The organism is Bacillus sp. A015, assembly GCF_053851875.1.
On sequence record NZ_JBSPZB010000007.1, the window covers coordinates 80071 to 105923 of the forward strand.

The following is a 25853-nucleotide window of genomic DNA, read 5'->3' on the forward strand; positions in this document are numbered from 1 at the left end:
AAAGGTTTTCTATCACGCTGAAAAGAAGACAAAGGACTAAAATAAAGATCATTTTAGCCCTTTGTCAACAATCTGAGACATTCTGTGATAGAATGTCTTTTTTTTTGATGAAAATGAAAATAAAACATAAAATACCTTTAAAATGATGGCTCTTTTCATTAAAATGATATGTATTGAAAAATGAAAGTTAAAAGAAGGAATAACAATGAACCCAATAAAAAAGTTAATTGACCGGCTATCGGCTTTCCAGCTGATTGCCCTTTATTATTTTCTCGCTGTCACAGTCTCATTTGTTCTTTTAAGTTTGCCAGTTGCTCATCAAGAGGGAGTAAAGTGGACATTTATTGATGCCCTATTTACAGCTGTAAGTGCTGTAAGTGTCACAGGTCTGACCGTTGTCGATATTTCACAAACATTTAGCGTCACAGGTATGTGGATTCTTGCGTTTGTTCTGCAAATCGGTGGAATCGGAATTATGACCCTCGGCACCTTCGTATGGATCGTCATGCGAAAAAGGATTGGGATTAAAGAAAGAAAGCTCATTATGGCAGACCAAAACCAAAGCAATTTATCAGGAATTGTGAAACTAATGAAGCAGGTCTTATATTTAATTTTGCTCATTGAGTTTGTAGGCGGTCTGATTTTAAGTATGTATTTTCTGAAATATTACGATGTGCAAGGGGCTTTCTTACATGGTTTCTTTTCGAGTATTAGTGCAACAACCAATGGAGGCTTTGACATTACAGGGAATTCGTTGATCCCTTACAAAGATGATTATTTCGTTCAATTTATTACGATACTGCTCATCATTTTTGGTGCGATCGGTTTCCCGGTACTCGTTGAAGTAAAAGATTATTTATTCAATCAAGACCGAAAACAGGCATCGTTTTCGTTGTTCACAAAAATCACAACGATCACATTTGGCAGCCTAGTCGTTGTTGGCGCAATCGGGATATATGCACTTGAAGCAGGTTTTACCTTTCTAGGGAAGAGCTGGCACGAAATTTTGTTTTATTCTTTGTTCCAATCAACGGCTACAAGAAGTGGTGGGCTTTCGACATTAGACATTACTCAATTAACAGAGCCGACGCTGTTATTTTTATGTTTGCTCATGTTTATCGGGGCATCTCCAAGCTCGGTGGGAGGCGGAATTCGGACAACCACATTTGCTCTGAATTTACTCGCCCTGTTTCATTTTGCGAGAGGAAATAAGTCCATCAAAATTTTCAAAAGAGAGCTTCACCAAGCGGATGTTAATAAATCCCTCATGGTGACGATGATGGCCTTTATCTTGGTATTTGGTGCCACATTCCTGTTAACCTTATCAGAGCATAATACTCTTCTTGAAAATTTATTTGAAGTTTGTTCTGCCTTCGGAACAACCGGTTTGTCACTAGGAATTACCTCTGAGCTCACTGTATTCGGTAAGTGTATTATCATGGTTGTCATGTTTATTGGCCGGATTGGGATTCCAAGCTTCTTATATTTAATTGGCCGAAGAGAAAGTGAAGCGAATTATCATTACCCGAAAGAGCGCGTCATCATCGGCTAAACAGCATTCCCTGTGAATGCTGTTTTTTTTATTTCCAATATATAACTGTCTAAATCACGCGAGATGTTCGCAATCTATAGGTAAGAGGTGAACGAGACGTGCTGGATATAATATGGAAAGCAATTGTCATGCTGCTAGTTGGTACCTTGTTGCTGAGAATAGCAGGGCCTAAATCCATTAGTCAATTAACTGTACAACAAACGGTCATCATGATTTCAATCGGATCGATTATTATCCAACCCTTTATTGAGCATAATTTACTTGAAACGATTTATGCCGCCGCTACATTTATCATTGCACTCGTCATCATGGAAAAATTGTCTATCCAATCTGATTTCTTTGAAAAATTGGTTTCAGGGAAATCTGTGGTCATTTTGCAGGATGGAGAAATGCTTGATCACAAGCTGAAGAAAACGAGGCTCACAAGGGATGAATTCAAAATGCGCTTAAAGCAGCAAGGCATCACGGACATCAGCAGTCTCAAAAAAGCCACGTTAGAAGCTAATGGGCAAATTGGCTATGAATTAAAACCTGAGGAAAAACCAGTAACGGTTAAGCAAATGAAAGAGCTGTTTGAACAATTAAGAGAAGAACTAAACATGTCAAAAAAAGGACTGATTTCAAATGAAAAGAAAAGCAGGGAAAAATGAAGCACTCACAAACAATATGACGCCAACAGAAAGCATGGTACATGACCAAGGTCAAACACAATTTGACGAACAATCAAAAGATCGTCAGGCAAACCGAAATTCTCACCAAGGTAAACAAGGGGGAGCATCTCGTGACTAAAAAACAGGTGAAGAGCAAGGATATCAAAGACCATAAAAAACCGATGAACCCAGACATCTTAGAAGAGGAATTTGGCAGTGAGCTTGGAGATGTGAACAGCAGCAAATGGATTGATACCCTCATGAAGCCAAAAAAGGATGCTGAATGTCATACTGGGCAAAAGAACAAGAAATAGAAAAAACGATCCTCGAGGGCGTCAGCGTGCAGACAAACCCTCGCATTCTTTGTCAACAATCTAAAACGATCCTCGAGGGATCGTTTTTTATTTGATATAGCTGCTTTGTCTGCCAGTGATCGTTCGCATGAGATTGGTCATTTTGAGCTCAATCACTGGCTGTGCAACGGTTTTGACAAATGTACTAGATAGGGTAAAGGTTAAGAGGATGGTTAGCAGCAATAAAATCAGTACACTTGATGTATTTAGTGCCCAATCATCAAACCACGTTGTTCTGAGCAGCTTGATGACAAAGCCATGCAATAAATAGACATATAACGTTCTCGTGCCCCATTTTGTAAAGAAGAAACGGCGTGTTGGGACTAATGCAAAGAAGCTAAATGTAGCGCCAAAGGCAAGCAAATACCACGCCATTCGTTTCATAGCCGCAATCAGTCCTTCATCTCCAAGAGAAGAGTATGATTGTGACCCAAATAAGAAGGAATAATCGAATTCATAGAAATAGCAAAACATGAACACACCGATCAATACAAGAAGTGCTGTTATTTTTCCTTTGCTTGTTCGGATGAATTCAAAGTGCTGCTTCTTTAAATAAAAGCCAGCCAAAAACATGGGCAAAAAGACAAACGTACGCGATAAGCTGAGCGTATTGCTAATGCTGTCCACGTAACCGACAAGTAATGCAATCGATAAACTGACGATCATCGCCCAGTGGAACGGCAGTTTGGAAAAAGGAATGAGCAGCAAATTCCAAAAGAATAAACTAATTAAAAACCATAAAGACCATTGCGGATCAATTGGATTTAAATTGGACATGCTTTGATCCTGCAAGAGATAATAGTACACAGAATAGATCACCTGGAAAATTAAATATGGAATGATCAGCTTAACGGCGACTTTTTTCATAAAACCAGGCTTTCTAAACCCTTTTGCAAAGAAGCCAGAAACCAAGATAAAGGCCGGCATATGAAATGTATAAATCAACTTGTATAAGTAGAGCAGCCAATCATTATCATGGATGAATGATCGTAACAAATGACCAAAAACGACTAGAAAAATCAGAAGAAATTTCGCATTATCAAAATAATTATCTCGTGAAGATGCCATAACATCACCTTTCCTGCTTCATTTCAAACATAAACGTTCTATGTCCACTGTTCCCTCATTTGCCCCATTTTAAAATACATTTTGGCTCATTTCGCTATTTGATTTGAAATTGTAGAATGGTTGTAAAAGAAGCGTAAGAAAAGAGATTCATTATACAATCGTGTCATCCGCATGAAATAAATTAAACAGTCTTCGTGTAAAAAGTTATCTTTTTTTATGAGTCGAATGAAGGAACAATGAAAATATTGTAGAAATATTGTAGAGGAATGAGGCTGGAAAAGGAGTGTAAGAGAATGACTGAAACGCTCGATGGCAAGCGATTAATCCCCGCGGGAGATATCAGAAAATTAGAAAAAGAGAACGAATATTTGCGAACTGAGTTGATGCAGCAAAAAATGCTGTTAAATAAGACGTTAGATTCCATTTTTATATTTGATCAGCACCTCAACATTATCCAAGCCAACGAAGCGACATGCAGGCTTGTACAGACACCGAAAGAAGACCTCCTCAATAAATCCGTTCTAGATTTCCTTTACGGCATCCCGAAAGATAAAATTGAATGCTCACTCGAGATTTTTTTTCGAAAAGGTACATTAAAAAGAGAAATCTCCATCCAGCTTGAAAATGGCGAGACAAAATACATTGAATTTGTCGCAGAACATGACGCCTTGAATCAACAATATATTGTGGTGATGCGAGATATTTCTTCAAAGAAAATCTTAGAACGAGAACGCTCCATGAATGAGCAGCTGTTCAAAGATTTGTTTGACCGAGCGATTGATGGTATGGTCATTTTTGATCAGGATGGCTGCATGATCGACGCCAATCACTCTTTTTGTCAGAGCTTTGAGCTTCAAAAGACAGATTTAACAGATCGCTATTTAAATGAATTTGTCGAAGAAGAAAATCTTCCAGCCTTGCAGCACCTTTTAACGTCATTAAAAGAAACAGGGAAGGCAAAGGGAGAGCTTCCCGTTACCCTTCAATCTGGTCAGCACAAATTATTCGAACTGACCATTACATCAAATGTCATGAGCGGTTTTTATATGTCCATCATGCGGGATATTACAGAAAAAAGGTTAATGGAAGAGAAGCTGTTAAAAAGTGAAGAACGCTTTAGAGAAATATTCGAAAATGCGATGGATGCTATCATCATATGGGCGGACGATGGAGAGATTGTGAGAGCCAATGAATCGGCCTGCCGTATTTTTGAATTACCAATGCATCAGCTGATTGGCAAGAAACTCACAGACTTTCTCGTCAAATCTGATAAGAGATATAGACCGACAAGAAGACGTTATATCAGGAATCATGAAATAAGGGAAGAACTCCTGTTCAGAATGGCAAATGGTCAATTTAAAGAGCTTGAGTTCACCTCAAAGCATGCGGTATTAGAAGGACAGCACTTAACCATTTTACGTAATGTCAGTGATAGAAAGCGAATGGAGCAGGAGCTTCGTGAAAGTGAGCTCAAATTCCGTAAAGTATTTAATGGGTCAATGGATGGCATTGTTCTTTTCGATAATCAATACCGGATTATTGATGTCAATCCTTCTGCAAGCGAACTGCTAGAACTGAAGGACGATCATTTAACTGAAATGAATCTCTTTCATATACTTGCCCCATATCAAATTGAAAATTTAGCACAGCCCGCTCAGGCAATGTCATTAGATGAGATGGACAATGAGGTTCCGTTTGTGCTGAGCCACCCAGATCAGCGCATACTGGAATTCTCTTTTAAACGCAATATTATTCATAACATGAATCTAGCGATCTTTAGAGATGTGACAGAGCGGAAGGAATTAGAAGAGCGGGTGAGAAAATCAGATACACTTCATGTGGTCGGAGAGCTTGCCGCTGGAATTGCACATGAAATTAGAAATCCGATGACGGCATTAAAAGGCTTCATTCAGCTGTTGAAAGGAAATATTGAAGGGGAGTATTCACTCTATTTCAATGTCATCACATCAGAGCTAAAAAGAATTGAATCCATCATTACAGAATTTTTGATTTTAGCGAAACCGCAAGCCATTGTGTATGAAGAAAAAAATGTGGTGCAAATTGTAAAAGACACGATGGATCTTCTGCACGCACAGGCGAATCTTGGCAATGTCCAAATGCACCTCAATGTCATGGATGAGATTCCGCTGATCTACTGTGAACAAAATCAATTAAAGCAAGTCTTCATTAACATTTTAAAAAATGCAATTGAAGTGATGCCGCGGAAAGGAAATGTATTCGTGAGCATTCAGCGGAAGGGCGAGGAGCATATTGTCATTTCATTGCGTGATGAAGGCTGCGGAATGACAGAGGATAAGCTAAAGCGTCTTGGTGAACCATTTTATACAACGAAAGAACGAGGAACTGGACTTGGTTTAATGGTTAGTTATAAAATTATTGAAGAGCATCAAGGAACCATTGAAGTAGAGAGTGAGGAAGGAGTAGGGACGGTTTTCCACCTTACACTGCCACTCAGGCAACAGAAACAAGAAGGAGAGCTTTAATATGTATTATACAGTCTATAGCGCACCAATCGGGGCATTATACATACTAGAAAAAGACGGTGTCATTATCGAAGTGGTGTTTGATGATGAACCGTTCTTGACAAAAAAGCAGGCAGCCGATCTAAAAAAAGAAGATACGTTTGTTTTACGAGAAGCGAAAAAACAGCTTGATGAGTATTTCAAGGGAGATCGTAAAGTATTCGATCTTCCACTCAAGCAAGCTGGCTCTCCATTTCAAGAGCAAGTGTGGGAGGCACTTTCGGCTATTCCATACGGTGAATCAAAAAGCTATGCAGACATTGCAGAAGCGATTGGCAATCCACAGGCCGTCAGAGCCATTGGACAAGCCAACCGGCGCAATGCCTTGCCTATTTTTATCCCGTGTCACCGGGTCATTGGAAAAGACCGGTCTCTCACGGGCTATGCAGGAACGAAGACAGATATGAAAGCGGTTCTGCTTGAATTAGAAGGCATCCCATTTGTTCAAAAATAAATCGATTGACCTGTTCCAAATGTTTAGCAAACGACATATCCTTTTATTAAGCTAAAAAAGTTGGTTGAGGGAAAAAGGAGGGCGCTAGGATGTTTTGGGGCAAAAAAGATAAAATGTATGCTGTCACGTCACTATGTGTCAAAATGAACGTTTTGACAGAGGAACAAAAAAAAGAAATTTTAGCCAAAACGATCGAAACAAAAAAGCGCGGTGCTCTTAAATGACAAGAACACGGCGCTTTTTTGTGATCAGAGTGAGATGCTTTCAGTGAAAAGTGCATCAATCTCCTCTGTGTAATTGGAAGTGATAATTCCTTTCTCTGTAATGATACCTGAAATGAGGTGGTGGGGAGTGACATCAAAGGCGGGATTAAATACCTGAACATCGGGCGGTGCAATTTGTATGCCATTTAATTCCTTTACTTCCAGCGGGTCGCGCTCTTCAATCGGAATATCTGTCCCATCGCGGGTCGATACATCAAAGGTCGAAAGTGGTGCTGTCACAAAAAACGGAATTTGAAAGTGTTTAGCCAGAATGGCAAGACCTAACGTTCCAATCTTATTCGCTGTATCTCCATTTCGAGCGATTCGATCAGCTCCAACAATGACAGCAGAAATTTGCTTTTCTTTCATCGTATGGGCTGCCATGTTATCTGTGATGAGCGTCACATCCACACCACCCTGCATCAGCTCCCATGTCGTCAGTCGAGCGCCTTGAAGAACGGGGCGTGTTTCACAAGCATAAATGTGAAGATCGAGATTTTTCTTTTTGGCTAAATAAAAAGGAGCAAGCGCTGTTCCGTAACGGCTCGTTGCGATGGAGCCTGCATTACAAATGGTCATAATACGGTCACCTGATTTAAAGAGCTGGAGAGCATTTTGACCAATTTGCCTGCATGTTTCTTCATCTTCGATTTGAATTTGAATGGCTTCATGGACAAGATCTGTTTTGGCTGCATTCACCGAAGCAGCACGCTCAATGCGCTGAATCAGTCGGTCTAATGCCCATGCAAGGTTCACAGCGGTTGGACGAGCACTGTTTAAATATTCTTTTAGTCGAGCGACTTCTTGTTGAAAGACATCAATGTCTTCTGTATCAATCTCTTGAGCACTCAGCGCCAGCCCAAAAGCTGCTGTAATGCCAATAGCAGGTGCTCCGCGTACTTTTAACGTCACAATCGCATCATACACATCTTCTTTAGTAAATAAATGCTCAAATACGGTTTCGGCCGGTAATTTTTGCTGATTCAAAATGTTAATATGGTTTTCTTCCCATTCGACGGAACGGGGAACTTCAAATTCTTTAGACAAAACCCGTCACTCCTTTACAGATTGCTGGAATAATGCGACGAGGTCAGACGCTGTTTCCACTGCATGATATTGTTTAATGAATGTTTTGCCGAGCGTAAGTGCTGCTTTTTTCTGCTGAATCCGTTTAGTTGATGATGGAATCGCATCAAGATCAGCTGCATGAGCAAGACCAATGGTTCGGCGAACAAGCTCACAGCCGGCAAAGCCTGCCGCTTCTTTTAAAATCCGGTCAAAGGTTGTTTCTAAAAAGCTGTCCGATACACTAAACGCTTCAATGCTGTCTTCTTTCCATGCCTTTGTGAACACTTCTTTGAATGTTGCCCACACATTGACGACATGGTCAAAAAGGTGCTGCTGTTCTTGTTCATTCTCATGAGATAAAGCATTCAGGAACAGATTGGAAATGAAGTGACCGATATCGAATCCGAAAGGACCGTAAAAAGCGAATTCTGGATCAATGATTTTCGTTTCCGTTTCGTTTGCAAAAATACTTCCAGTATGAAGATCTCCATGAACCAGTGTTTCAGCTGAGGTTAAGAAGATACGCTTCAGCTCTGCGGCTTTTGCTTGCAGTTCAAGATCAGCCCACAGTGCTTTTGCATCTTCTCTTAATTCCTCTTCGAAGTCATTTGTTTCACTATCAAAGAAAGGGTCTGTGAAGACGAGCTTTTCTGTGATGTCACAAAGATCAGGGTTCGTAAACTGCTTCACGAATTGTTTTTTGATTTTAGGATTTGTGGCAAAGTCAGATGTGTAAAATAGTGTTTTGCCTAAAAATTCACCGACATGATCTGATAAATGCGGATATTGTTTTCCGGCAATTAGCCCTTTTCTGACGATTTCTAAGTGTGATAGATCCTCCATTGCTGTCACAGCAAGAGCTGTATCAGAATAATAGACTGCTGGTACGAGATGCGGCGCATATTCTGACTGCTTAATCAGTGCAGCACTTTCAATTCTTGCACGATCTAATGTAAGCGGCCAGCTCTCCCCAACCACCTTTGCATAAGGCAGTGCCTGCTTGATGATCAATCCTTTTTCACGTTTGTGATCAAAAATATGAAAGACGTAATTTAAATTCCCGTCACCGATTTCAGTACATGTCAAATGACTGCTTTCTTGGATCAAACCAAGTCTAATCGCCAGTGCAACTGCCGAGCTCTCTGTTAATTCTTCATATGATGCCGTAAGTGTAACCAATTGCTTCCCCTCCAAATCATATAAAAAAGCCTCTTTCTCCTGAGAGAAAGAGGCTTGATAGCGTGTATGCTCTAAGCCTCTCTTATCTCTCAGCACATACGTCTGATGGAATTAGCACCGTGCCCTATAAGACAATTGTCTTGGCGCTGTACTTGCTGCGCCCCACTTCACAGTGGTATTAACGGTCGGTTGCTGTTGGGGTCAAAAGGCCAAATCCCTCGCCCAACTCTCGATAAGAGAAATCAATATGTAATTGTTTTGTCTGCATGCATTTCTTAATTCAAGATATTATCAGAGCTGCTCTTCACATGTCAATCTTTTTTCAAAATTGCTTTACAATTCATAAAACAATCCATTACAGTGAGTGTATTGTCACGTAACTTGAATAGAAGGTGAAAAAATGGAATTCCAGCAATCAGATGTGTTGAAACATTTACCGAAGCAGTTTTTTGCGTCGCTTGTCCAAAAAGTGCAGAAAAAAGTGCAGGAAGGAGCTGATATCATAAATTTAGGCCAGGGAAATCCTGATCAGCCAACTCCTCCGCATATTGTAAAAGCCATGCAGGAAGCGGTAGCAAAGCCCGAAAATCATCAATACTCCTCTTTTCGCGGAACAGCAAAACTAAAAAAGGCCGCCGCAGCCTTTTATGAAAGAGAATATGGTGTCACGCTTGATCCGAAGACAGAAATCGCCATATTATTTGGGGGGAAAGCGGGACTAGTTGAGCTGCCGCAATGCTTACTGAATCCAGGTGATACGCTGCTTGTCCCAGATCCGGGTTATCCTGATTACTGGTCAGGCGCTGTGCTTGCTGGAGCTCATATGGTCACCATGCCTCTTCTTGAACAAAATGATTTTTTACCTGACTACCATCTATTGCCTGAGGCTGATAAGAAAAAGGCAAAATTGATGTACTTAAATTATCCAAACAATCCGACTGGTGCCACTGCAAGTCGTGCATTTTTTGAAGAAACCGTTACGTTTGCGAAAGATCACAAATTGTGTGTTGTCCATGATTTTGCATATGGCGGCATTGGATTCGATGGAGAAAAGCCGGTCAGCTTCCTGCAAATAGATGGAGCAAAAGAGACGGGTATTGAAATTTACACATTGTCCAAAACATATAATATGGCCGGCTGGAGAGTTGGTTTTGCAGCAGGGAATGCCTCTGTCATTGAAGCCATTGAGCTTTATCAGGATCATCTGTTTGTGTCACTGTTTAAAGCGACTCAAGATGCAGCGGCAGAAGCACTTCTAAGCGATCAAACGTGCGTACAGGTGCAAAATGATCGGTACGAAAAAAGGCGGAACACTTGGATTGCTGCATGCAAAGAGATTGGGTGGGACGTAAGCGCACCAAAGGGATCATTTTTTGCCTGGTTAAAGGTGCCTGAAGGATATACATCTGAAACTTTTTCTGATGTATTATTAGAGAAAGCACATGTTGTCGTTGCACCGGGAAATGGCTTTGGTGCTCACGGTGAAGGCTACGTCCGAGTTGGTCTTTTAACAAGTGAGAAGCGGTTAAAAGAAGCCGCAGAGCGCATCGCTGCCTTGCAGCTATTTGAAAAAAGCCATTGACAACGCAAAAAAATGGTGCGATAATTCAGGCAATATTGAAGAAAATCGAATATTCTTATCAAGAGTAGGCAGAGGGACTAGCCCAATGAAGCCCGGCAACCGACTTCCATGAAGCACGGTGCTAATTCTTGCAGCAGGCGCTGAGAGATAAGATTCGGATGAATGAGACGAAACCTCTTTAAGGCGCTGCCCAAGCACTTAAAGAGGTTTTTTTATTGAACATATAGAGGACGCAATCGAAAGGGGATTCCTAGTGAGTGAATTACTGGCAACATACGTATTAACACATCGAGAGGATGAACAAATTGACCGAAAAGCGGAGCAGATCGCGCTTGGTTTAACAGTTGGATCATGGACGGATTTGCCGCAGCTCAAAAAGGAGCAGCTGAAAAAACATAAAGGCCGAGTAGAGAAAGTGACAGAAAAGGTTGCATCAGCCGAAAATGGCCTGTATCAATCAGAGGTAACAATTGCTTATCCTGAGGCTAACTTTTCAGCTGACTTACCAGCCGTTTTAACGACGATATTTGGAAAGCTTTCACTAGATGGGAAAGTAAAGCTTGTCGATATAGAATTTTCGAAAAGGTTTAAAAGAAAGCTGCCTGGACCGGTATTTGGAATAGAGGGGATACGAAAGAAGTTAAATGTGTTTGATCGGCCGCTTTTGATGAGTATTTTTAAAGGCGTGATCGGCCGTGATATGACGGATTTAAAAGAGCAGCTCCGTTTACAGGCATTAGGCGGTGTTGACTTCATCAAAGATGATGAAATTTTATTTGAAAGTCCATTAGCCCCTTTTGAAGAACGAATCAAAGAAGGAAAAAAGATATTAAAAGAAACATATGAAGAGACAGGGCACCGAACGCTGTATGCCGTCAATTTAACTGGCAGAACCTTTGATCTTAAAGATCGAGCAAGGAAGGCCGCTGAACTCGAGGCAGATGCGCTCCTATTCAACGTCTTTGCCTATGGACTTGATGTCATGCAAAGCTTAGCTGAGGACCCAGACATTCAATTGCCTATTATGGCACATCCAGCAGTGAGCGGCGCGTTTACATCATCTCCTGAATATGGATTCTCACATTCTCTTCTTTTAGGTACATTAAATCGATATGCTGGCGCTGATTTGAGCCTTTTTCCATCTCCTTATGGATCGGTCGCACTTCCGAAAAAAGATGCCCTTGGTATCTATGAAGCTTGCGTGAAAGAGGATACGGTTCAAAAAACGTTCCCTGTCCCATCAGCAGGCATTCACCCTGGTATGGTTCCAGTATTGATCAAAGATTTTGGATTCGATCATGTGATTAACGCAGGTGGAGGAATTCACGGACATCCGCGGGGAGCCATCGGCGGAGGGAAAGCATTTCGATCCATCATTGATGCGGTGATAAATGAAGAGTCCATCCAAGAAAAGGCATCATCTTGCCAAGACTTAAAAGCAGCACTTGATCTTTGGGGAAGGGTAGCAGAATAAATGAAAAAACCAATTGTATGTTGTGATTTTGATGGAACGATTACGAAAAATGATAATATTATTCGCATCATGAAGCAGTTTGCACCAAGTGAATGGACGAAGCTGAAGGATGGTGTCCTGTCAAAAGAGATCACGATTCAAAAAGGCGTCGGACAGATGTTTCAATTACTAACGAGTGATCAGAAGGAAGCCATTCAGTCGTTTATTTTAGAAGATACAGAGATTCGAGATGGATTCGAACAATTTGTTGATGATGTAAAAAAAGCAGACATTCCTTTCTATGTGTTAAGCGGCGGTATGGACTTTTTTGTCTATCCCATACTCGAAGGCATTGTAGATCCAGCCGATATTTATTGCAATCATGCGTCATTTAAAGAAGATCATATTCAGATTGAATGGCCGCATGACTGCGATTCAGAATGTCAAAATGGCTGTGGCTGCTGCAAGCCCTCGATCATTCGAGAGCTGACTCATGAAAATGACTTCATTATCATGATCGGAGATTCAGTGACCGATATTGAGGCAGCAAAACATGCGGATCTCACGTTTGCGCGTGACTATTTGCTGAATGAGTGTAAAGAGCTCGGGCTCGTATATAAGGAGTATGAAACATTTATCGATCTAAAAGCGCAATTTGTTCAAATAAAGGAAGTGAAGGAATGGCTGACGCAAAGAGTAAACGATGGCAGGAGCTAGCAGACGTCAAACGTGAATTGGCACAAAGAGACTGGTTTTACGGAACAAGCGGCAATTTATCTATTAAGGTGTCGGATGATCCAATCACATTTTTGGTGACGGCAAGCGGCAAAGATAAACGAAAAGAAACGGACGAAGATTTTGTTTTAGTGGATGCAGCAGGCCAGCCTGATGATCCAAATCAACCGCTCAGACCATCGGCCGAAACACTGCTTCACACATATGTGTATGAGCGGACGAAAGCAGGCTGCTGTCTCCATGTCCACACAATCGATAATAATGTCATTTCAGAGCTGTATGGGGATAAAGGAGAGGTTCGTTTTAAAGGCAACGAAATCATGAAAGCCCTTGGTTATTGGGAAGAGGATGCAGAAGCCATTCTTCCTATTATTGAAAACCCAGCCCATATTCCGCATCTTGCAGAACAATTTGCAGCGCACCTTGCAGAAGAGACGGAATCAGGTGCTGTGCTCATTCGCAATCATGGCATCACTGTCTGGGGAAAAACAGCATTTGAAGCAAAACGAGTGTTAGAGGCGTATGAATTTTTATTTAGCTATCATTTAAAATTAGCGCTTTATCAAAAGCAGCTTGTTAGATAAAAAGGAGGAAAAACACATGGCGACGATTTTTATTCATAATGAAGAGAACACATTACTTGAAAACGAACAAGAGGTAGCGGCATATTTAGAAAAACAAGGGGTCATTTATGAACATTGGGATATTGAAAAGCTACCAAACCGGTTATCAGAAAAGTATGATTTAACAGATGAGGAAAAAGAAGAAATTTTGACCGTTTTCCAAAAGGAAATACAGAATATATCTGAACGAAGAGGGTACAAAGCGCAGGACGTGATTTCATTATCTGATGCGACACCAAATCTTGATGAGCTGCTCCAAAACTTTAAGCGTGAGCACCATCATACAGATGACGAAGTACGGTTTATTGTGAGTGGGCACGGAATCTTTGCCATTCAAGGCAAGGATGGCGTCTTTTTTGATGTGAGACTGAATCCAGGAGATTTAATTTCTGTGCCTCCGAATATCCGTCACTACTTTACACTGCAAGAGGATCGCCAAGTGGTCGCAGTTCGCATATTTGTCACAACTGAGGGCTGGGTGCCAATTTACGAAGAAGAAACGGTTTAATGAAAGGAGCTGATCCTTCCGCATGAGGCGGAAGATCAGCTTTTTTTTAGGAAAATAGACATAAAATGAGAAAGAAAATGGTTGATTTTGATCTTCTGCATAGGATAAAATTCTGTTTAATCAATGTGTCAGTCCTGTCCAAATTTGAAGTTTACCCCCAGATATGATTGGCTAAGAGGTCTTTAGGCTGTAAAAAATTAAATAAAATAAGCATATTTAATTTAATTTACAAATAAAGTATAATTTTGGTGTCGGATCATTTAGAAAATAGACAGACGAATTCATTGCGGGAGCTGAGATCATGAATATTTATGTAAGGAAAGAACAATTGCTGATGTCCATTGATGAAAAGAGAAAACAAATGGTAGAAGCAGCTCAAGTGGAAGGGTACACAGGTGAGACGACAATTAAATATAGTCAAGAACTGGACAACCTGATGAATGAGTATCAGCATCTTCTTTTTCATGAAAAACAATCTGTTGCATCCCTTCATGATCTTGTGTCCCAAATGAGTCTCCTATCTGTGAACCGGCCCTCTTACTGACATGAAAAAACCGGTCTTGCATAAGCAAAACCGGCTGAACTCTTCAGCTATGCTGAGTGAGCGGAAGGAAGCATGATCATAACGGTTGTTCCTTTATTCACTTCGCTATGAATATCAATTGTCCCGCCATACATCGAAATGATTCGTTTACACACGACAAGCCCAAGACCTGTGCCTTTTTCCTTCGACGTAATAAAGGGGAGGAAAATATGCTTTAGCATCTCTTCTGGTATGCCTTCACCCGTATCCTTCACTTTAATGATGACATGTTCTTTTTCAACCTCAATCACAATCTTCAAATGACCGCCATTTGGCATCGCTTCTAAAGAGTTTTTCGCTACGTTTAATACGACTTGTTTAATGTGATCCTTCGTGCAATACACACCAACATCTTGAATCGTATTGATTTGCAAATCAACCTCGACATTATACAGGTTCGCCTCAGAGAAAACGATCGGCATGATCTCACTCACAATTTCTTTTACAGAATTATTCTGCCATTTTTCTGCAGTTGGTTTTCCTAACACAAGAAACTCACTGACTATTTGGTTAATCCGTTTAATTTCTTCCTCTATGACAGAAAAATAGAGCTGATCTTCTTCTGAATGATACTTCTTTTGCAAAAGCTGTATAAACCCGCTAATCCCTGTTAATGGGTTGCGAATTTCGTGTGCTGTACTTGCCGCGAGTGTTCCAATTAATTCAATCTTTTGCGCCTCATTTTGATGACGCTCCTGCTGGGTTTGACGCCTTAAAATGATATATTGGACAAGTGTGAATAAAATATTTAATAAAATAAAAGCACTGGATAGAGGAACCAGCATAACAGACAGCACTTCACTAGTTGAAGCACGCTGCGGAAAAACCTCTAGCTTCCAGCTGTTTTCATCTAAATATGTAGACACGGCGCTGCCATTATCTGATGCTGGCTGCGGACCACTTGTAAACACAACATGTCCATTTTGATTCAGCATCTTAAAATGAAGATCTGGGTTCAATACATTCATAATATTTCTTAAATAGTCAATTTGAATGGCGGCGACTAAAACATTGGTGACTTCTTCGTTTTCATCCAAAACAGGGACACAAATGGAGAGAATCCGCTGTTTTGTAATTCTACTCACATAGTTATCTGTGATCACGGTCTGCTTGGTCACTTGAATGCGCTTAAAATAATCTCTGAATGAAAGGTTGATTTTTTCCTTTAACGGTGTGGTACTTGCTGTTACATTTCCTTTTTTGTCTAAAAGATACAGGCCTGAAAAACGAGGTTCTTGTTTATAGATTTTCTCTAGGATGTTTTGTACTTTTTTCGCCTCAAGCGGCTGGTCAAATCCCATGGCAAGGGAAGTTAATCTCGCTTCTGTTTCACTAATTAAATAATTCATTTGGTTTTTGTGAATATTTAACATAAGTGTAGCAGTTTGTTTGTTTTTTAAATCGATTTTTTCAGTTTCTTTTTCGTAGATAAAATAACTAATGATTAGGGTTGGAATCATCACCAAAATAAGGTACAGCCTGATCTTCTTCCAAAACCCTTTCAGTATACTCATCATTCATCGCTCCAACGTATTACCTGATAAACTTATTATAGCATTGAACCTATCTTTATTACGATGACTTGTATGATTTTTAAAAAATTAGGTGATTCGTTCTGGTCTCATTTTCATGCTAAAGATGGGTCAACATGTTGACATTTTACTTATTGTTTATTAATGTCACATTAGTGGGTTGCATTTCATAAAGGATGATAAAAAATGGAAAATCATAATGTTGAGAAATCTTTGAAATTATTTATTGTATTATCACGTGCTTATCGCTCAATCAATCATCACATGAACAAACATATTGTCAAGCACGGTCTGAATCCGACTGAATTTGCTGTACTAGAATTGCTGTATCATAAAGGTGATCAGCCGCTTCAGCAAATCGGTGATAAGATTTTACTCGCAAGCGGAAGCATCACGTATGTGGTCGATAAATTGGAGAAAAAAGAACTCCTCAGTCGTAAGGCTTGTGCAGAAGACCGCAGGGTGACATTTGCGCATATTACGGAGCAAGGACGAGCTTTGCTTGATGACATCTTCCCAGATCATGCGAAAGAAATTCATGAGATGATCAGTGTGCTGAGTGAAGAAGAGAAGGATGCCTGCATTGATATGCTCAAACATGTGGGGCTGCGTGCAAAGCATTTATATGATCATAAAGAATAAATAAAAAAGGAAGCCGCGGGCTTCCTTTTCAGCGTGTAGACAAACCCTCGCATTCGGTGTCAGTCCTGCGTGCCGGTGCTCACGAATGTCAAATTCGCTCCGCTCCAGTACTCGTCCTTTCTAGACTGCAAAGGTTTTCTATCACGCTGAAAAGAAGACAAAGGGCTAAAATAAAGTTCATTTTAGCCCTTTGTCAACAATCTGTAAAGGAAGCCGTGGGCTTCCTTTTTTATTTCGCTTTTTTCTCAATCGGTAAAATGAGTACTTCTACACGTCGGTTTTTACTTCTGCCTTCTGCTGTATCATTTGAGGCTATCGGTTTAAATTCACCGTATCCTTTTGTACTAAAGTTTTCTTGGTCTAGATTGCTGTTCTCAAGCAGAATATTTAAAAAGTTAACAGCACGAATGGCGCTTAAATACCAGTTGGATTCAAATTCTGAATTTCTGATCGGTACATTATCTGTATGTCCGCTTATGACAATGTCACGAGCAGGGTTAATAACGAGCAGTTTTGAAATTTCTCTTGCTAACGGGACATCCTGAGGGCGAATAACTGCCCGGCCAGAATCAAAGAAGATACTGTCTTCAATCGTGATGAGCAAACCTTCGTCTGTAAGCTTTGTTTCAAGCTTGGAACCGAGTTTCTTATTGGTAATGAATGAATCCACTTGCTTTTTGACCTTTGTGAGAACTGCTTGGTCTCGGGCCTTTGCTTTGGCTTCTTCATCTTCTTCGGCTGATTTCTTGATTTGGTTGCTGTTTTCAGTTTCTTCCGTGCTTTGCATGCTAGTTTGATCCATGACACCAGTACCGCCAGTAAAGACGACATTAAAAGACTTGGCCATCTGTTCATACTTTGCCGCATCAATCGAACTAGATGCAAAAAGCACAATGAAGAGGGCGAGCAGAAGCGTCAGAAGATCGGCATAAGGGATAAGCCAAGATTCATCTACATGGTCTTCATGATCATGTTTTTTACGTTTCCTAGCCATTTTGTTTTTCTCCTTCTTCAATGACAAGATTTGCACGTTCTTTTGCTGGTAAGTACATGAGAAGTTTTTGTTCAATGACTTTTGGAGATTGACCTTCAAGAACAGAAAGAATACCTTCGATCATAATCAGACGAAGCTTTACTTCTTCCTTTGATTTACGCTTCAGCTTGTTGGCAAATGGATGCCATAACACATAACCGGTAAAAATCCCGAGCAGTGTGGCAACGAAGGCAGCACTGATCGCATGTCCAAGCTTTTCAATATCTCCCATGTTTGCAAGTGCGGCAATGAGTCCGACAACGGCGCCAAGTACACCTAACGTCGGAGCGTATGTACCAGCTTGTGTAAAGATTAATGCGCCTGACTGATGTCTTTCAGACATGGCGTCGACTTCTTCTGTTAAGACATCTCGAATAAATTCAGCACTTTGGCCGTCAACCGCCATGCTTAATCCGTTTTTTAGAAAATCATCATCGACTTCCTCAAGACTTGCTTCTAATGCCAAAAGACCTTCACGACGAGCAATTTGTGCCCAGTTTGAAAATAGAGGGATCATTTCTTGAATCGTTGGAAGCTTGCTGTCTTTGAAAATTTTGCCGAACAATTTTGGTGTTTTCTTAATTTCACTAGATGGGAATGCGATGACAACAGCTGCAATCGTCCCAACAATGATGATCAATATAGCCGCCGGGTTGATAAGAGCGGTTAGACTCACACCTTTCAAAACCATACCGACACTCAGTGCAATAAATGCTAAAATAATACCAATTAACGATGTTTTGTCCATTATCTCACCAAATCCTTTAACTATCTTTTTCTATAGTTAATATCGGTGTGTTCTAGAAGGGTTTTAGTCAGAATATAAAATTAAGACAGTTTCTGTGAAGAAATTTTGACGAAAGCGCTTTCTATTTGCCGTAAAAAAGAAACTCCCTTATAGATGTAGGGAGTTTCTTTTTTCATTTTGTGCTGTTTCATGTATAAGCAGCTCTTTTAATTTTTCTTCATATATGATTTTGATCAGATCGTAGTTCCAATTTATCATGTGATCCATGTGCTCCACCTCTTTTTCTTTTATCATAAAGGAAAAGAGGCGGGGGAGCGTCAGCGTTCAGTTGGAACTTAGCCACCAGCACATGATGGAGCTGCTCCTCCTTCTTAGGATGTACTTATCCTTTTTTCACAACGATTTCGTCATGTTCAACATCGACTGTAAATCCAGAAAGGTGTTCTTCTTCAAGCAAAATCTCCGTCATTTGATCCTCGACGTGCTCTTGAATGGTTCTTCGTAATGGACGCGCACCAAATGCAGGATGATATCCAAGCTCCGCGATTTTTTCTTTCGCTTCGTTTGTGACGTGGACCGTTAAATTTTGCTCTTTTAACTGCTCTGACAGTTCATTGAGCAGAAGATCAACAATTTTCACTAGATCGTCTTTGTCTAATGAGTCAAATTGAATGATGCTGTCAAAACGGTTCAAGAATTCTGGTTTGAAATAGGCGCTGAGTGAATCAATCAGTGATTGTTCCTCAATTGCTTCTTCCTGATCAGGCTGAAAGCCGACTTTGACCGTTTTATCTGTGCTGCCTGCGTTACTTGTCATAATGATGACCGTGTCTTTAAAGCTGACGGTTCTGCCTTGGCTGTCTGTTAACCGGCCATCTTCCATGATTTGAAGGAACATGTGCTGGACATCAGGATGTGCTTTTTCGATTTCATCCAGCAAAATGATGCTATATGGTTTTCTGCGAACCTTTTCAGTAAGCTGACCAGCTTCATCATGTCCAACGTAACCAGGAGGAGAACCGATGATTTTGGACACGGAGTGTTTCTCCATATACTCACTCATATCTAAACGAATGATCGCATCTTTTGAGCCAAATAATTCTTCGGCTAACGTTTTAGACAATTCGGTTTTCCCCACACCTGTTGGCCCAACAAAAAGGAAGGAGCCAGTCGGTCTATGTTTCGATTTTAAGCCAGCTCTGCTTCTTTTGACGGCTTTCGCTACTTTTTCCACGGCATGTTCTTGACCAATCACTCGTGCTTTTAAGCGAACGTCAATTTCTTTCATTTTTGTTTGTTCGTCTGCTTGCAGTTTGCCAACAGGGATGCCTGTTTTTTGTTCCACAATGCCCTGAATATCCTCTGCTGTGACGACATGTTCTTTGTGATCTGTTTTGTTTTGGAGTCTTGCTTCAATCGCTTCTTCTTCATCTCGAAGCTTCGCTGCTTTTTCATATTGTTCTTCTTTTAAAGCAGCTTGTTTTTCAGCGGCGATTTGCGCAAGACGGTTTGTCAGTTCATCTTCACTTGCTACATCAAGAGAGAGGTTCGCTTTTGAACCAGCTTCGTCCATTAAATCAATGGCTTTATCCGGCAATTGACGGTCTTGAATATACCGTGAAGATAATTGAACGCACGCTTTAATGGCTTCATCAGAATAGGTGACACCATGATAGGCTTCATACTTATCTTGAATGCCTTTTAAGATGTCGATCGCTTCATCCTGTGTTGGCTCATCCACGATGACGGGCTGGAAGCGACGTTCAAGTGCGGCGTCTTTTTCAATTTGGCGATACTCTTTTAATGTGGTCGCACCTACTAGCTGCAGCTCGCCTCGTGCAAGGGCTGGTTTTAAGATGTTCCCAGCATCCATTGATCCTTCGGCAGACCCTGCGCCTACAAGAAGATGGATTTCATCTACAAATAAGATGATATTTTTACGACTTTGCAATTCTTTGATTAACTGCTTCATTCGTTCCTCAAATTGACCACGTACCCCTGTGTTCGCCACAAGTGAGGAGACATCTAATAAATAGATTTGTTTGTTCTTTAATTTATTTGGTACATCGCCACTCGCAATTTTTAGTGCAAGTCCTTCGGCGATCGCTGTTTTACCAACGCCTGGTTCACCAATCAGAACAGGATTGTTTTTATTTCTTCTATTTAAAATCTCAATGACTCTTGCGACTTCTTCATCACGGCCAATGACTGGATCAATCAAACCAGCATTTGCGCCATCAGTTAAGTTCCGGCCAAGCTCATCGAGTAAGCCCTTTTGTTTAGGCTGCTCCCCGCTTGGGGCATGTCCTGTTGGCTCGGAGAAGAATGAACTTCCTCCGAACAATTGAGGTCCCATTTTCATTTTTGACTGCTCCATCAAAGAGGTGTAGCAGTCTTCACATAAAACCATTTGGCTGCGGGACGAATTCACTTGCATATTCAGGCGAATAGTTGCTTCATTTACTTGACAATGTTGACAACGCATTTGCCATGACCTCCTTAAATAAAGTTTGACTTTATTTGACCAATGAATGTTAAATAAAATGGTCTGTTGTTTGACCATCTTTGACTATAGTATACTCTGACCTATTTTGACTTTCAACTGTTTTGCTCAAAGCCGGATGAAAAATCCTTTTTTGCATTTAATCATGGTTTGTCCTTCTTTTCAAGGAACTTGTCTCATAGGATAAAAAAGAGACAATCGAAAGTGATAGGTGCGGAGGGGTCACATGAAATGTTCAAATGAATCCGCTTTTCAGCTAGCCTTTGTATATGTAGGAACTGTAGTTGGAGCTGGGTTTGCGACAGGAAAAGAAATCGTAGAATTTTTTGTTCGTTTTGGCTGGATTGGGTTGCTGGGAATTCTGATGAGCGGCGCTATTTTTACTCTACTTGGCGCAAAAATGATGCTTATTTCTAAACGAATTGAAGCAGAGTCTTATCAAGATATGAATCGTTTTTTATTTGGAGCAGCTGCGAGTCGATATATTAATGTCGTCATGTTTTTTATTTTACTTGGTGTCACCTCAGTGATGCTTTCTGGCGCAGGGGCTATTTTTGAGGAGCAGCTTGGTATATCGAAGGAATATGGGATTTTTATGACGATCATTCTGAGCGTCATTGTGCTTTTTAAAGGATCAAAAGGATTATTTGGTGTCAACGTACTCGTTGTCCCGATGCTTATTTTCTTTTCATTGATCGTGTTTCTTGATTCATTTGTTTTTAGCAGCAGTGAAAGTTATGTTCTTGCGCTGCAAATGGGAGAGGGCGAATGGATGTTGTCTGCCGTCTCATATGGTGCCTTTAATTTAGCGCTGTCTCAAGCTGTGTTAGTGCCGGTCGCAAATGAAATGACATCAGAAGCTGTGATTAAAAAGGGAGCGGTCTTTGGGGGCGTCATGCTCACACTTATTCTACTTGCTTGCTTTTTATCTCTTTCTTCATTAGACATGCTGGAGGCGTATGATATTCCAATGGCCCAAGTGGTGTATCAAGTAGCAAACTCCATTCATCTCATTTATTTATTCGTGATCTTCGGTGAAGTCTTTACATCCGTCATAGGCAATTTATATGGACTGGAAAGACAAATGAGGGCGTATATCCGAATGAAAAGCATCTATACGATATCTCTTATTCTTGTATGCTGTTATATGATCAGTAAAATTGGATACGGTACACTGATTTCAACGGTTTACCCTATTTTCGGTTATATCAGTATCTTTTTTATCCTCTTTCTTTGTCTGAAAAAAATGCCTAAATCGTTTAATAGGTAAAGAAGGGATAGCCTGCATGAAAAATATGTGGTACACTATCCTCTGTGAAAATTGAACAAAATTCCGTGAAAACGGGAGAGGTTCTAGCAAAACCCTCTATAAAAAACTAAGGACTTGCCGTATCCTTGGATGTGGCACTTTTTATTTTTTATGGCTAGGACACCTCATATACATGTGAAGGTGTCTTTTCTTTTGAGAAAATAGGGGTTTCATGAGCCTTTCAGATGCAGCTAGTACGGTTGTACTCATCTGCAAAAGGAGGAGAACAGGAATTGAAAAATGAAAAAGCAGTCGTTGTTTTTAGCGGGGGACAGGACAGTACGACATGTTTATTATGGGCACTTCAACAATTTGAAGAGGTAGAAACCGTGACCTTTCATTATAATCAGCGCCATCAAGAAGAAATTGATGTAGCCAAAAGAATTGCTGACAAGCTAGGTGTGAAGAATCATCTATTAGATATGTCTCTTTTGAATCAGCTGGCACCAAATGCTTTAACAAGAGATGACATTGATATTGTGGAAAAAGAAGGAGAGCTGCCTTCCACATTTGTTCCAGGGAGAAACTTAGTCTTCTTATCCTTTGCCTCTATTCTTGCGTATCAAATCGGAGCAAGACATATTATCACAGGTGTTTGTGAGACAGACTTTAGCGGCTACCCAGATTGCCGAGATGAGTTTGTGAAATCTTGCAACGTCACAGTGAATTTGGCGATGGAAAAACCATTTGTCATCCATACACCACTGATGTGGCTGAATAAAGCAGAAACATGGAAGCTTGCCGATGAGCTGGATGCGCTAGACTTTGTGAAAAATGAAACGCTCACTTGCTATAATGGCATCATTTCTGATGGCTGCGGGGAATGTCCTGCATGTAAGCTTCGGAAAAACGGCTATGACACTTATATGGAAATGAAGGAGGCGAAATAAATGCTTTCTCAAATCTATCCACAAACGGATCACCCATTTTCGTTTGAATTGAACAAAGATATGCATCTATCTGCAGCACATTTCATCCCAAGAGAAGATGCCGGTGCATGCAGCCGCGTACATGGTCATACGTATACGATTAACATTACGATTGCAGGAGACGATCTGGATGAATCAGGTTTTCTTGTCAATTTCAGTACGCTGAAAAAGCTCATTCATGGGCAGTACGACCACACGTTGCTTAACGACCATGAAGAATTTTCATCAAACGATCCATACGCTATGCCAACCACTGAGGTTGTTGCAAAGACAGTGTATGATAAAGTGGCGGCGTATTTATCGACTTTAGCGAACAAACCGGTATGTGTTCAAGTTTTTGTCAGAGAGACACCAACAAGCTATTGCATCTATCGTCCGAAACGAGTTGAGTTCAATGACTAAAGCGATTCCTGTATTAGAAATCTTTGGTCCAACCATCCAAGGAGAAGGAATGGTCATTGGACAAAAAACAATGTTTGTCAGAACGGCTGGCTGTGACTACTCCTGCAGCTGGTGTGATTCATCATTTACATGGGATGGGTCAGCTAAGCATGATATTCAGTGGCTTCAAGCAGAAGATATTGTTAAAGAGCTGAAAAGAATAGGTGGACAGGCTTTTTCTCATGTCACCATTTCAGGAGGGAATCCTGCGTTATTAAAACAAATGGAATCACTCATTGATTTGCTGCATGAAGAAGAGATCGATACAGCGCTTGAAACACAAGGAACGATGTATCAGGATTGGTTTTTAAAAATTGATGATTTAACCATTTCTCCAAAGCCGCCAAGCTCGAATATGAAAACAGATTTTACGAAACTGACACGTATTATAGATGAATTGAAAAATGGAAACAGATTGCAGCATGCAAGTCTAAAGGTCGTGATCTTTGATGATCGTGATTTAGCCTATGCGAAGGATGTTCATGCGAAATACCCAGAGCTTCCTTTTTACTTGCAGGTAGGAAATGATGACACAACGACAGCTGACGACGCTTCCTTATTGACGCATTTATTAAAGAAATATGAAGCGCTTGTAGATCAAGTGGCGCAAGATCCAGACTTGAATCGCGTGAGAGTCTTGCCGCAGCTGCACACGTTATTGTGGGGAAATAAACGAGGCGTATAGAAAGGAAGAGACAAGATGACGACTAGAAAACCAGAAGAATTAGAAGGTGTCACTTTATTAGGAAACCAAGGGACCAATTATTTGTTTGAATATGCACCACAAGTGCTTGAAACGTTCCCAAATAAACATCCAAATAGAGACTATTTCGTAAAATTCAATTGCCCGGAGTTTACATCACTTTGTCCGCAAACAGGGCAGCCGGATTTTGCGACGATTTATATTAGCTATATTCCAAATGAAATCATGGTTGAGAGTAAATCGTTAAAATTATATTTGTTCAGCTTCCGTAACCATGGTGACTTCCATGAGGATTGTATGAATATCATCATGAACGATCTGATTGAATTGATGGACCCAAGGTATATTGAAGTATGGGGCAAATTCACACCAAGAGGCGGTATTTCAATTGACCCGTATACAAACTACGGAAAACCTGGGACTAAGTATGAAGAAATGGCATCGTATCGTATGATGAATCATGATATGTATCCAGAAACGATTGATAATCGCTAATCAATAGGAAAAGACATGCCGGATGACATGTCTTTTTTTATGGAATCTAAGTGGAAATATGAGGCTGAAACATAAAAAAAAGAGAAGAGTCATGTCACTCTTCTCATACCAATAGGAATAGAACTTGCTAGGACGGCTGGGGGCTACCAGCTCGTAAAATCATTATACATGACAGAACGTATGTTTGTAAAGGTGGGTCGTGCTTTTTTTGCTTATCACGTTTGCTTTGAGATAAAATAGGGGCAATGAGTGGAAAACGGAGGCGTTTGTGTTGAAAAACAAAGAAGAGAAAACAGAGAAGTTGCTGATGGAGCTAAGAGAAGAGCTGCAGATGCTTGAACATCAAAACAAAGAACGATATAAATGGAGTGCCTCCACATTGCTTGGGGTGATTGCACTCTTAATCGATAAAGGCGTTATGACACCTGAGGAAGTAGAGATGTACAAGACCAAGGCAGAAATGCAAACCTTTCATGCGCAAAAAGACTGACCTCCCTTCAAAAGGTGTCAGTCTTTTTCATATGTGATTGTCAAAAGAGAGCAAAGCTGTCAAACGAGTCAGCTTTGCTACGTATATATTTATGTAACGATAGTTTGAATTGAGGATTGCAAATTAATGTACGGAGTCTTTGATGATTTTATAGTTTTTATGATTAACGACTGTTAGTGAATCCAGTTCTAAATCTCTATAGTTGTCCATGATGGTGACATCCACAATGACAGAGTTTTCATTCACTTTTTCAACTACACCTGTTAAACCATTTCTAAATTCGATCACATTTCCAATTTTTGCAATCTTCAACCGATCCCTCTCCTTTAAAAACAGATTTCATTCCCTATTAAAAAGTATTTTGCAATATTTTCATACCAATGTAAAGGATAAAGACGTTTTTGTTTCGTTTTC

At 40.4% G+C, this 25853-nt stretch carries 28 protein-coding genes and 3 riboswitches; of the genes, 20 read left to right on the forward strand and 8 right to left on the reverse strand.

Annotated features, from left to right (window positions below; translation table 11 throughout):
• The first annotated feature begins 205 nt into the window (after window positions 1–205).
• The 4 genes from ACSLGF_RS08415 (at window position 206) to ACSLGF_RS08430 (ending at window position 2516) form a co-directional block, all read left to right on the forward strand.
• On the forward strand, window positions 206–1552 hold the full coding sequence (locus ACSLGF_RS08415) for a TrkH family potassium uptake protein (protein WP_456004286.1): 1347 nt from the start codon (window positions 206–208) through the stop codon (window positions 1550–1552).
• Window positions 1553–1650: 98 nt separating this feature from the next.
• On the forward strand, window positions 1651–2202 hold the full coding sequence (locus ACSLGF_RS08420; protein WP_456004288.1) for a DUF421 domain-containing protein: 552 nt from the start codon (window positions 1651–1653) through the stop codon (window positions 2200–2202).
• Window positions 2177–2341: a hypothetical protein gene (locus ACSLGF_RS08425; protein ID WP_456004290.1), complete on the forward strand. Its 165-nt coding sequence runs from the start codon at window positions 2177–2179 to the stop codon at window positions 2339–2341. Before ACSLGF_RS08420 ends, ACSLGF_RS08425 begins: the two co-directional genes overlap by 26 nt.
• Entirely contained in the window at window positions 2334–2516 is a 183-nt protein-coding gene (locus ACSLGF_RS08430) for a hypothetical protein (RefSeq protein ID WP_456004292.1), read from the forward strand. Before ACSLGF_RS08425 ends, ACSLGF_RS08430 begins: the two co-directional genes overlap by 8 nt.
• Window positions 2517–2603: 87 nt before the next feature.
• Here the strand turns inward: ACSLGF_RS08430 and ACSLGF_RS08435 are convergent, their stop codons facing one another.
• Window positions 2604–3623, reverse strand: a complete 1020-nt coding sequence (locus ACSLGF_RS08435; RefSeq protein WP_456004294.1) for an acyltransferase family protein — start codon at window positions 3621–3623, stop codon at window positions 2604–2606.
• Window positions 3624–3916: 293 nt separating this feature from the next.
• On the opposite strand from ACSLGF_RS08435, the gene ACSLGF_RS08440 reads away from it, so the two are divergent.
• From ACSLGF_RS08440 to ACSLGF_RS08450, 3 genes are all read left to right on the forward strand, one after another.
• A complete protein-coding gene (locus tag ACSLGF_RS08440; protein WP_456004297.1) occupies window positions 3917–6127 on the forward strand; it encodes a PAS domain S-box protein in 2211 nt (736 codons plus the stop codon).
• Window position 6128: 1 nt separating this feature from the next.
• The gene (locus ACSLGF_RS08445; protein ID WP_456004300.1) at window positions 6129–6620 is read left to right on the forward strand and encodes a methylated-DNA--[protein]-cysteine S-methyltransferase; all 492 of its coding nucleotides are present in this window, start codon (window positions 6129–6131) and stop codon (window positions 6618–6620) included.
• Window positions 6621–6709: 89 nt separating this feature from the next.
• Complete coding sequence (locus tag ACSLGF_RS08450; RefSeq protein WP_256499502.1) at window positions 6710–6844, forward strand: hypothetical protein; 135 nt, start codon at window positions 6710–6712, stop codon at window positions 6842–6844.
• Between the two features lie 24 nt (window positions 6845–6868).
• Here ACSLGF_RS08450 and mtnA read toward each other — a convergent pair whose 3' ends face one another.
• Together mtnA and mtnK are read right to left on the reverse strand one after the other, a co-directional pair.
• The gene (mtnA, locus tag ACSLGF_RS08455) at window positions 6869–7930 is read right to left on the reverse strand and encodes an S-methyl-5-thioribose-1-phosphate isomerase (protein ID WP_456004302.1); all 1062 of its coding nucleotides are present in this window, start codon (window positions 7928–7930) and stop codon (window positions 6869–6871) included.
• 6 nt (window positions 7931–7936) lie between these two features.
• A complete protein-coding gene (gene mtnK, locus ACSLGF_RS08460; protein ID WP_456004305.1) occupies window positions 7937–9130 on the reverse strand; it encodes an S-methyl-5-thioribose kinase in 1194 nt (397 codons plus the stop codon).
• A gap of 80 nt (window positions 9131–9210) precedes the next feature.
• A riboswitch (SAM riboswitch) is annotated at window positions 9211–9368 on the reverse strand.
• 162 nt (window positions 9369–9530) lie between these two features.
• Here mtnK and ACSLGF_RS08465 point away from each other — a divergent pair.
• The 6 genes from ACSLGF_RS08465 to ACSLGF_RS08490 all read left to right on the forward strand — a co-directional run bounded on the left by ACSLGF_RS08465 (window position 9531) and on the right by ACSLGF_RS08490 (window position 14575).
• A complete protein-coding gene (locus ACSLGF_RS08465) occupies window positions 9531–10712 on the forward strand; it encodes an aminotransferase class I/II-fold pyridoxal phosphate-dependent enzyme (protein WP_456004307.1) in 1182 nt (393 codons plus the stop codon).
• Between the two features lie 52 nt (window positions 10713–10764).
• Window positions 10765–10866, forward strand: a riboswitch (SAM riboswitch).
• A gap of 99 nt (window positions 10867–10965) precedes the next feature.
• The gene (mtnW, locus tag ACSLGF_RS08470) at window positions 10966–12186 is read left to right on the forward strand and encodes a 2,3-diketo-5-methylthiopentyl-1-phosphate enolase (RefSeq protein ID WP_456004310.1); all 1221 of its coding nucleotides are present in this window, start codon (window positions 10966–10968) and stop codon (window positions 12184–12186) included.
• On the forward strand, window positions 12187–12882 hold the full coding sequence (locus tag ACSLGF_RS08475; protein WP_456004312.1) for a 2-hydroxy-3-keto-5-methylthiopentenyl-1-phosphate phosphatase: 696 nt from the start codon (window positions 12187–12189) through the stop codon (window positions 12880–12882).
• On the forward strand, window positions 12846–13484 hold the full coding sequence (locus ACSLGF_RS08480) for a methylthioribulose 1-phosphate dehydratase (RefSeq protein ID WP_456004315.1): 639 nt from the start codon (window positions 12846–12848) through the stop codon (window positions 13482–13484). The genes ACSLGF_RS08475 and ACSLGF_RS08480 overlap by 37 nt, the downstream gene beginning before the upstream one ends.
• 16 nt (window positions 13485–13500) lie before the next feature.
• A complete protein-coding gene (locus ACSLGF_RS08485) occupies window positions 13501–14031 on the forward strand; it encodes a 1,2-dihydroxy-3-keto-5-methylthiopentene dioxygenase (protein ID WP_099727440.1) in 531 nt (176 codons plus the stop codon).
• 301 nt (window positions 14032–14332) lie between these two features.
• Window positions 14333–14575 (forward strand): aspartyl-phosphate phosphatase Spo0E family protein, encoded by a 243-nt coding sequence (locus tag ACSLGF_RS08490; RefSeq protein ID WP_099727439.1) that lies wholly within the window; start codon window positions 14333–14335, stop codon window positions 14573–14575.
• A 47-nt stretch (window positions 14576–14622) separates the two neighbouring features.
• Here ACSLGF_RS08490 and ACSLGF_RS08495 read toward each other — a convergent pair whose 3' ends face one another.
• Entirely contained in the window at window positions 14623–16128 is a 1506-nt protein-coding gene (locus tag ACSLGF_RS08495) for an ATP-binding protein (protein WP_456004319.1), read from the reverse strand.
• A gap of 204 nt (window positions 16129–16332) precedes the next feature.
• Here ACSLGF_RS08495 and ACSLGF_RS08500 point away from each other — a divergent pair, with 204 nt between their 5' ends.
• Window positions 16333–16788: a MarR family winged helix-turn-helix transcriptional regulator gene (locus tag ACSLGF_RS08500; protein ID WP_003211701.1), complete on the forward strand. Its 456-nt coding sequence runs from the start codon at window positions 16333–16335 to the stop codon at window positions 16786–16788.
• Between the two features lie 229 nt (window positions 16789–17017).
• Here ACSLGF_RS08500 and motB read toward each other — a convergent pair whose 3' ends face one another.
• From motB to ACSLGF_RS08515, 3 genes are all read right to left on the reverse strand, one after another.
• Entirely contained in the window at window positions 17018–17782 is a 765-nt protein-coding gene (motB, locus tag ACSLGF_RS08505; RefSeq protein WP_456004321.1) for a flagellar motor protein MotB, read from the reverse strand.
• Window positions 17775–18569, reverse strand: coding sequence for a flagellar motor stator protein MotA (gene motA, locus ACSLGF_RS08510; protein ID WP_456004324.1), 795 nt, complete (start codon window positions 18567–18569; stop codon window positions 17775–17777). Before motA ends, motB begins: the two co-directional genes overlap by 8 nt.
• Before the next feature lie 382 nt (window positions 18570–18951).
• Complete coding sequence (locus tag ACSLGF_RS08515) at window positions 18952–21054, reverse strand: AAA family ATPase (protein WP_456004327.1); 2103 nt, start codon at window positions 21052–21054, stop codon at window positions 18952–18954.
• A gap of 244 nt (window positions 21055–21298) precedes the next feature.
• Here ACSLGF_RS08515 and ACSLGF_RS08520 point away from each other — a divergent pair, with 244 nt between their 5' ends.
• The 6 genes from ACSLGF_RS08520 (at window position 21299) to ACSLGF_RS08545 (ending at window position 25439) form a co-directional block, all read left to right on the forward strand.
• Window positions 21299–22342 carry a YkvI family membrane protein gene (locus ACSLGF_RS08520; RefSeq protein ID WP_456004330.1) on the forward strand — a complete coding sequence of 348 codons (1044 nt, stop codon included), beginning with the start codon at window positions 21299–21301 and terminating at the stop codon, window positions 22340–22342.
• Window positions 22343–22413: 71 nt separating this feature from the next.
• Window positions 22414–22458, forward strand: a riboswitch (PreQ1 riboswitch).
• 156 nt (window positions 22459–22614) lie between these two features.
• On the forward strand, window positions 22615–23271 hold the full coding sequence (gene queC, locus ACSLGF_RS08525; RefSeq protein ID WP_034324944.1) for a 7-cyano-7-deazaguanine synthase QueC: 657 nt from the start codon (window positions 22615–22617) through the stop codon (window positions 23269–23271).
• Window positions 23272–23712: a 6-carboxytetrahydropterin synthase QueD gene (queD, locus tag ACSLGF_RS08530; protein WP_456004332.1), complete on the forward strand. Its 441-nt coding sequence runs from the start codon at window positions 23272–23274 to the stop codon at window positions 23710–23712.
• The gene (gene queE, locus ACSLGF_RS08535) at window positions 23705–24436 is read left to right on the forward strand and encodes a 7-carboxy-7-deazaguanine synthase QueE (protein ID WP_456004334.1); all 732 of its coding nucleotides are present in this window, start codon (window positions 23705–23707) and stop codon (window positions 24434–24436) included. The genes queD and queE overlap by 8 nt, the downstream gene beginning before the upstream one ends.
• Before the next feature lie 15 nt (window positions 24437–24451).
• Window positions 24452–24949 carry a preQ(1) synthase gene (gene queF / locus ACSLGF_RS08540; protein ID WP_034324938.1) on the forward strand — a complete coding sequence of 166 codons (498 nt, stop codon included), beginning with the start codon at window positions 24452–24454 and terminating at the stop codon, window positions 24947–24949.
• Window positions 24950–25220: 271 nt separating this feature from the next.
• On the forward strand, window positions 25221–25439 hold the full coding sequence (locus tag ACSLGF_RS08545) for a hypothetical protein (protein WP_456004337.1): 219 nt from the start codon (window positions 25221–25223) through the stop codon (window positions 25437–25439).
• Between the two features lie 123 nt (window positions 25440–25562).
• Here ACSLGF_RS08545 and ACSLGF_RS08550 read toward each other — a convergent pair whose 3' ends face one another.
• A complete protein-coding gene (locus ACSLGF_RS08550) occupies window positions 25563–25751 on the reverse strand; it encodes a YkvS family protein (protein WP_003211747.1) in 189 nt (62 codons plus the stop codon).
• Window positions 25752–25853: the final 102 nt, after the last annotated feature.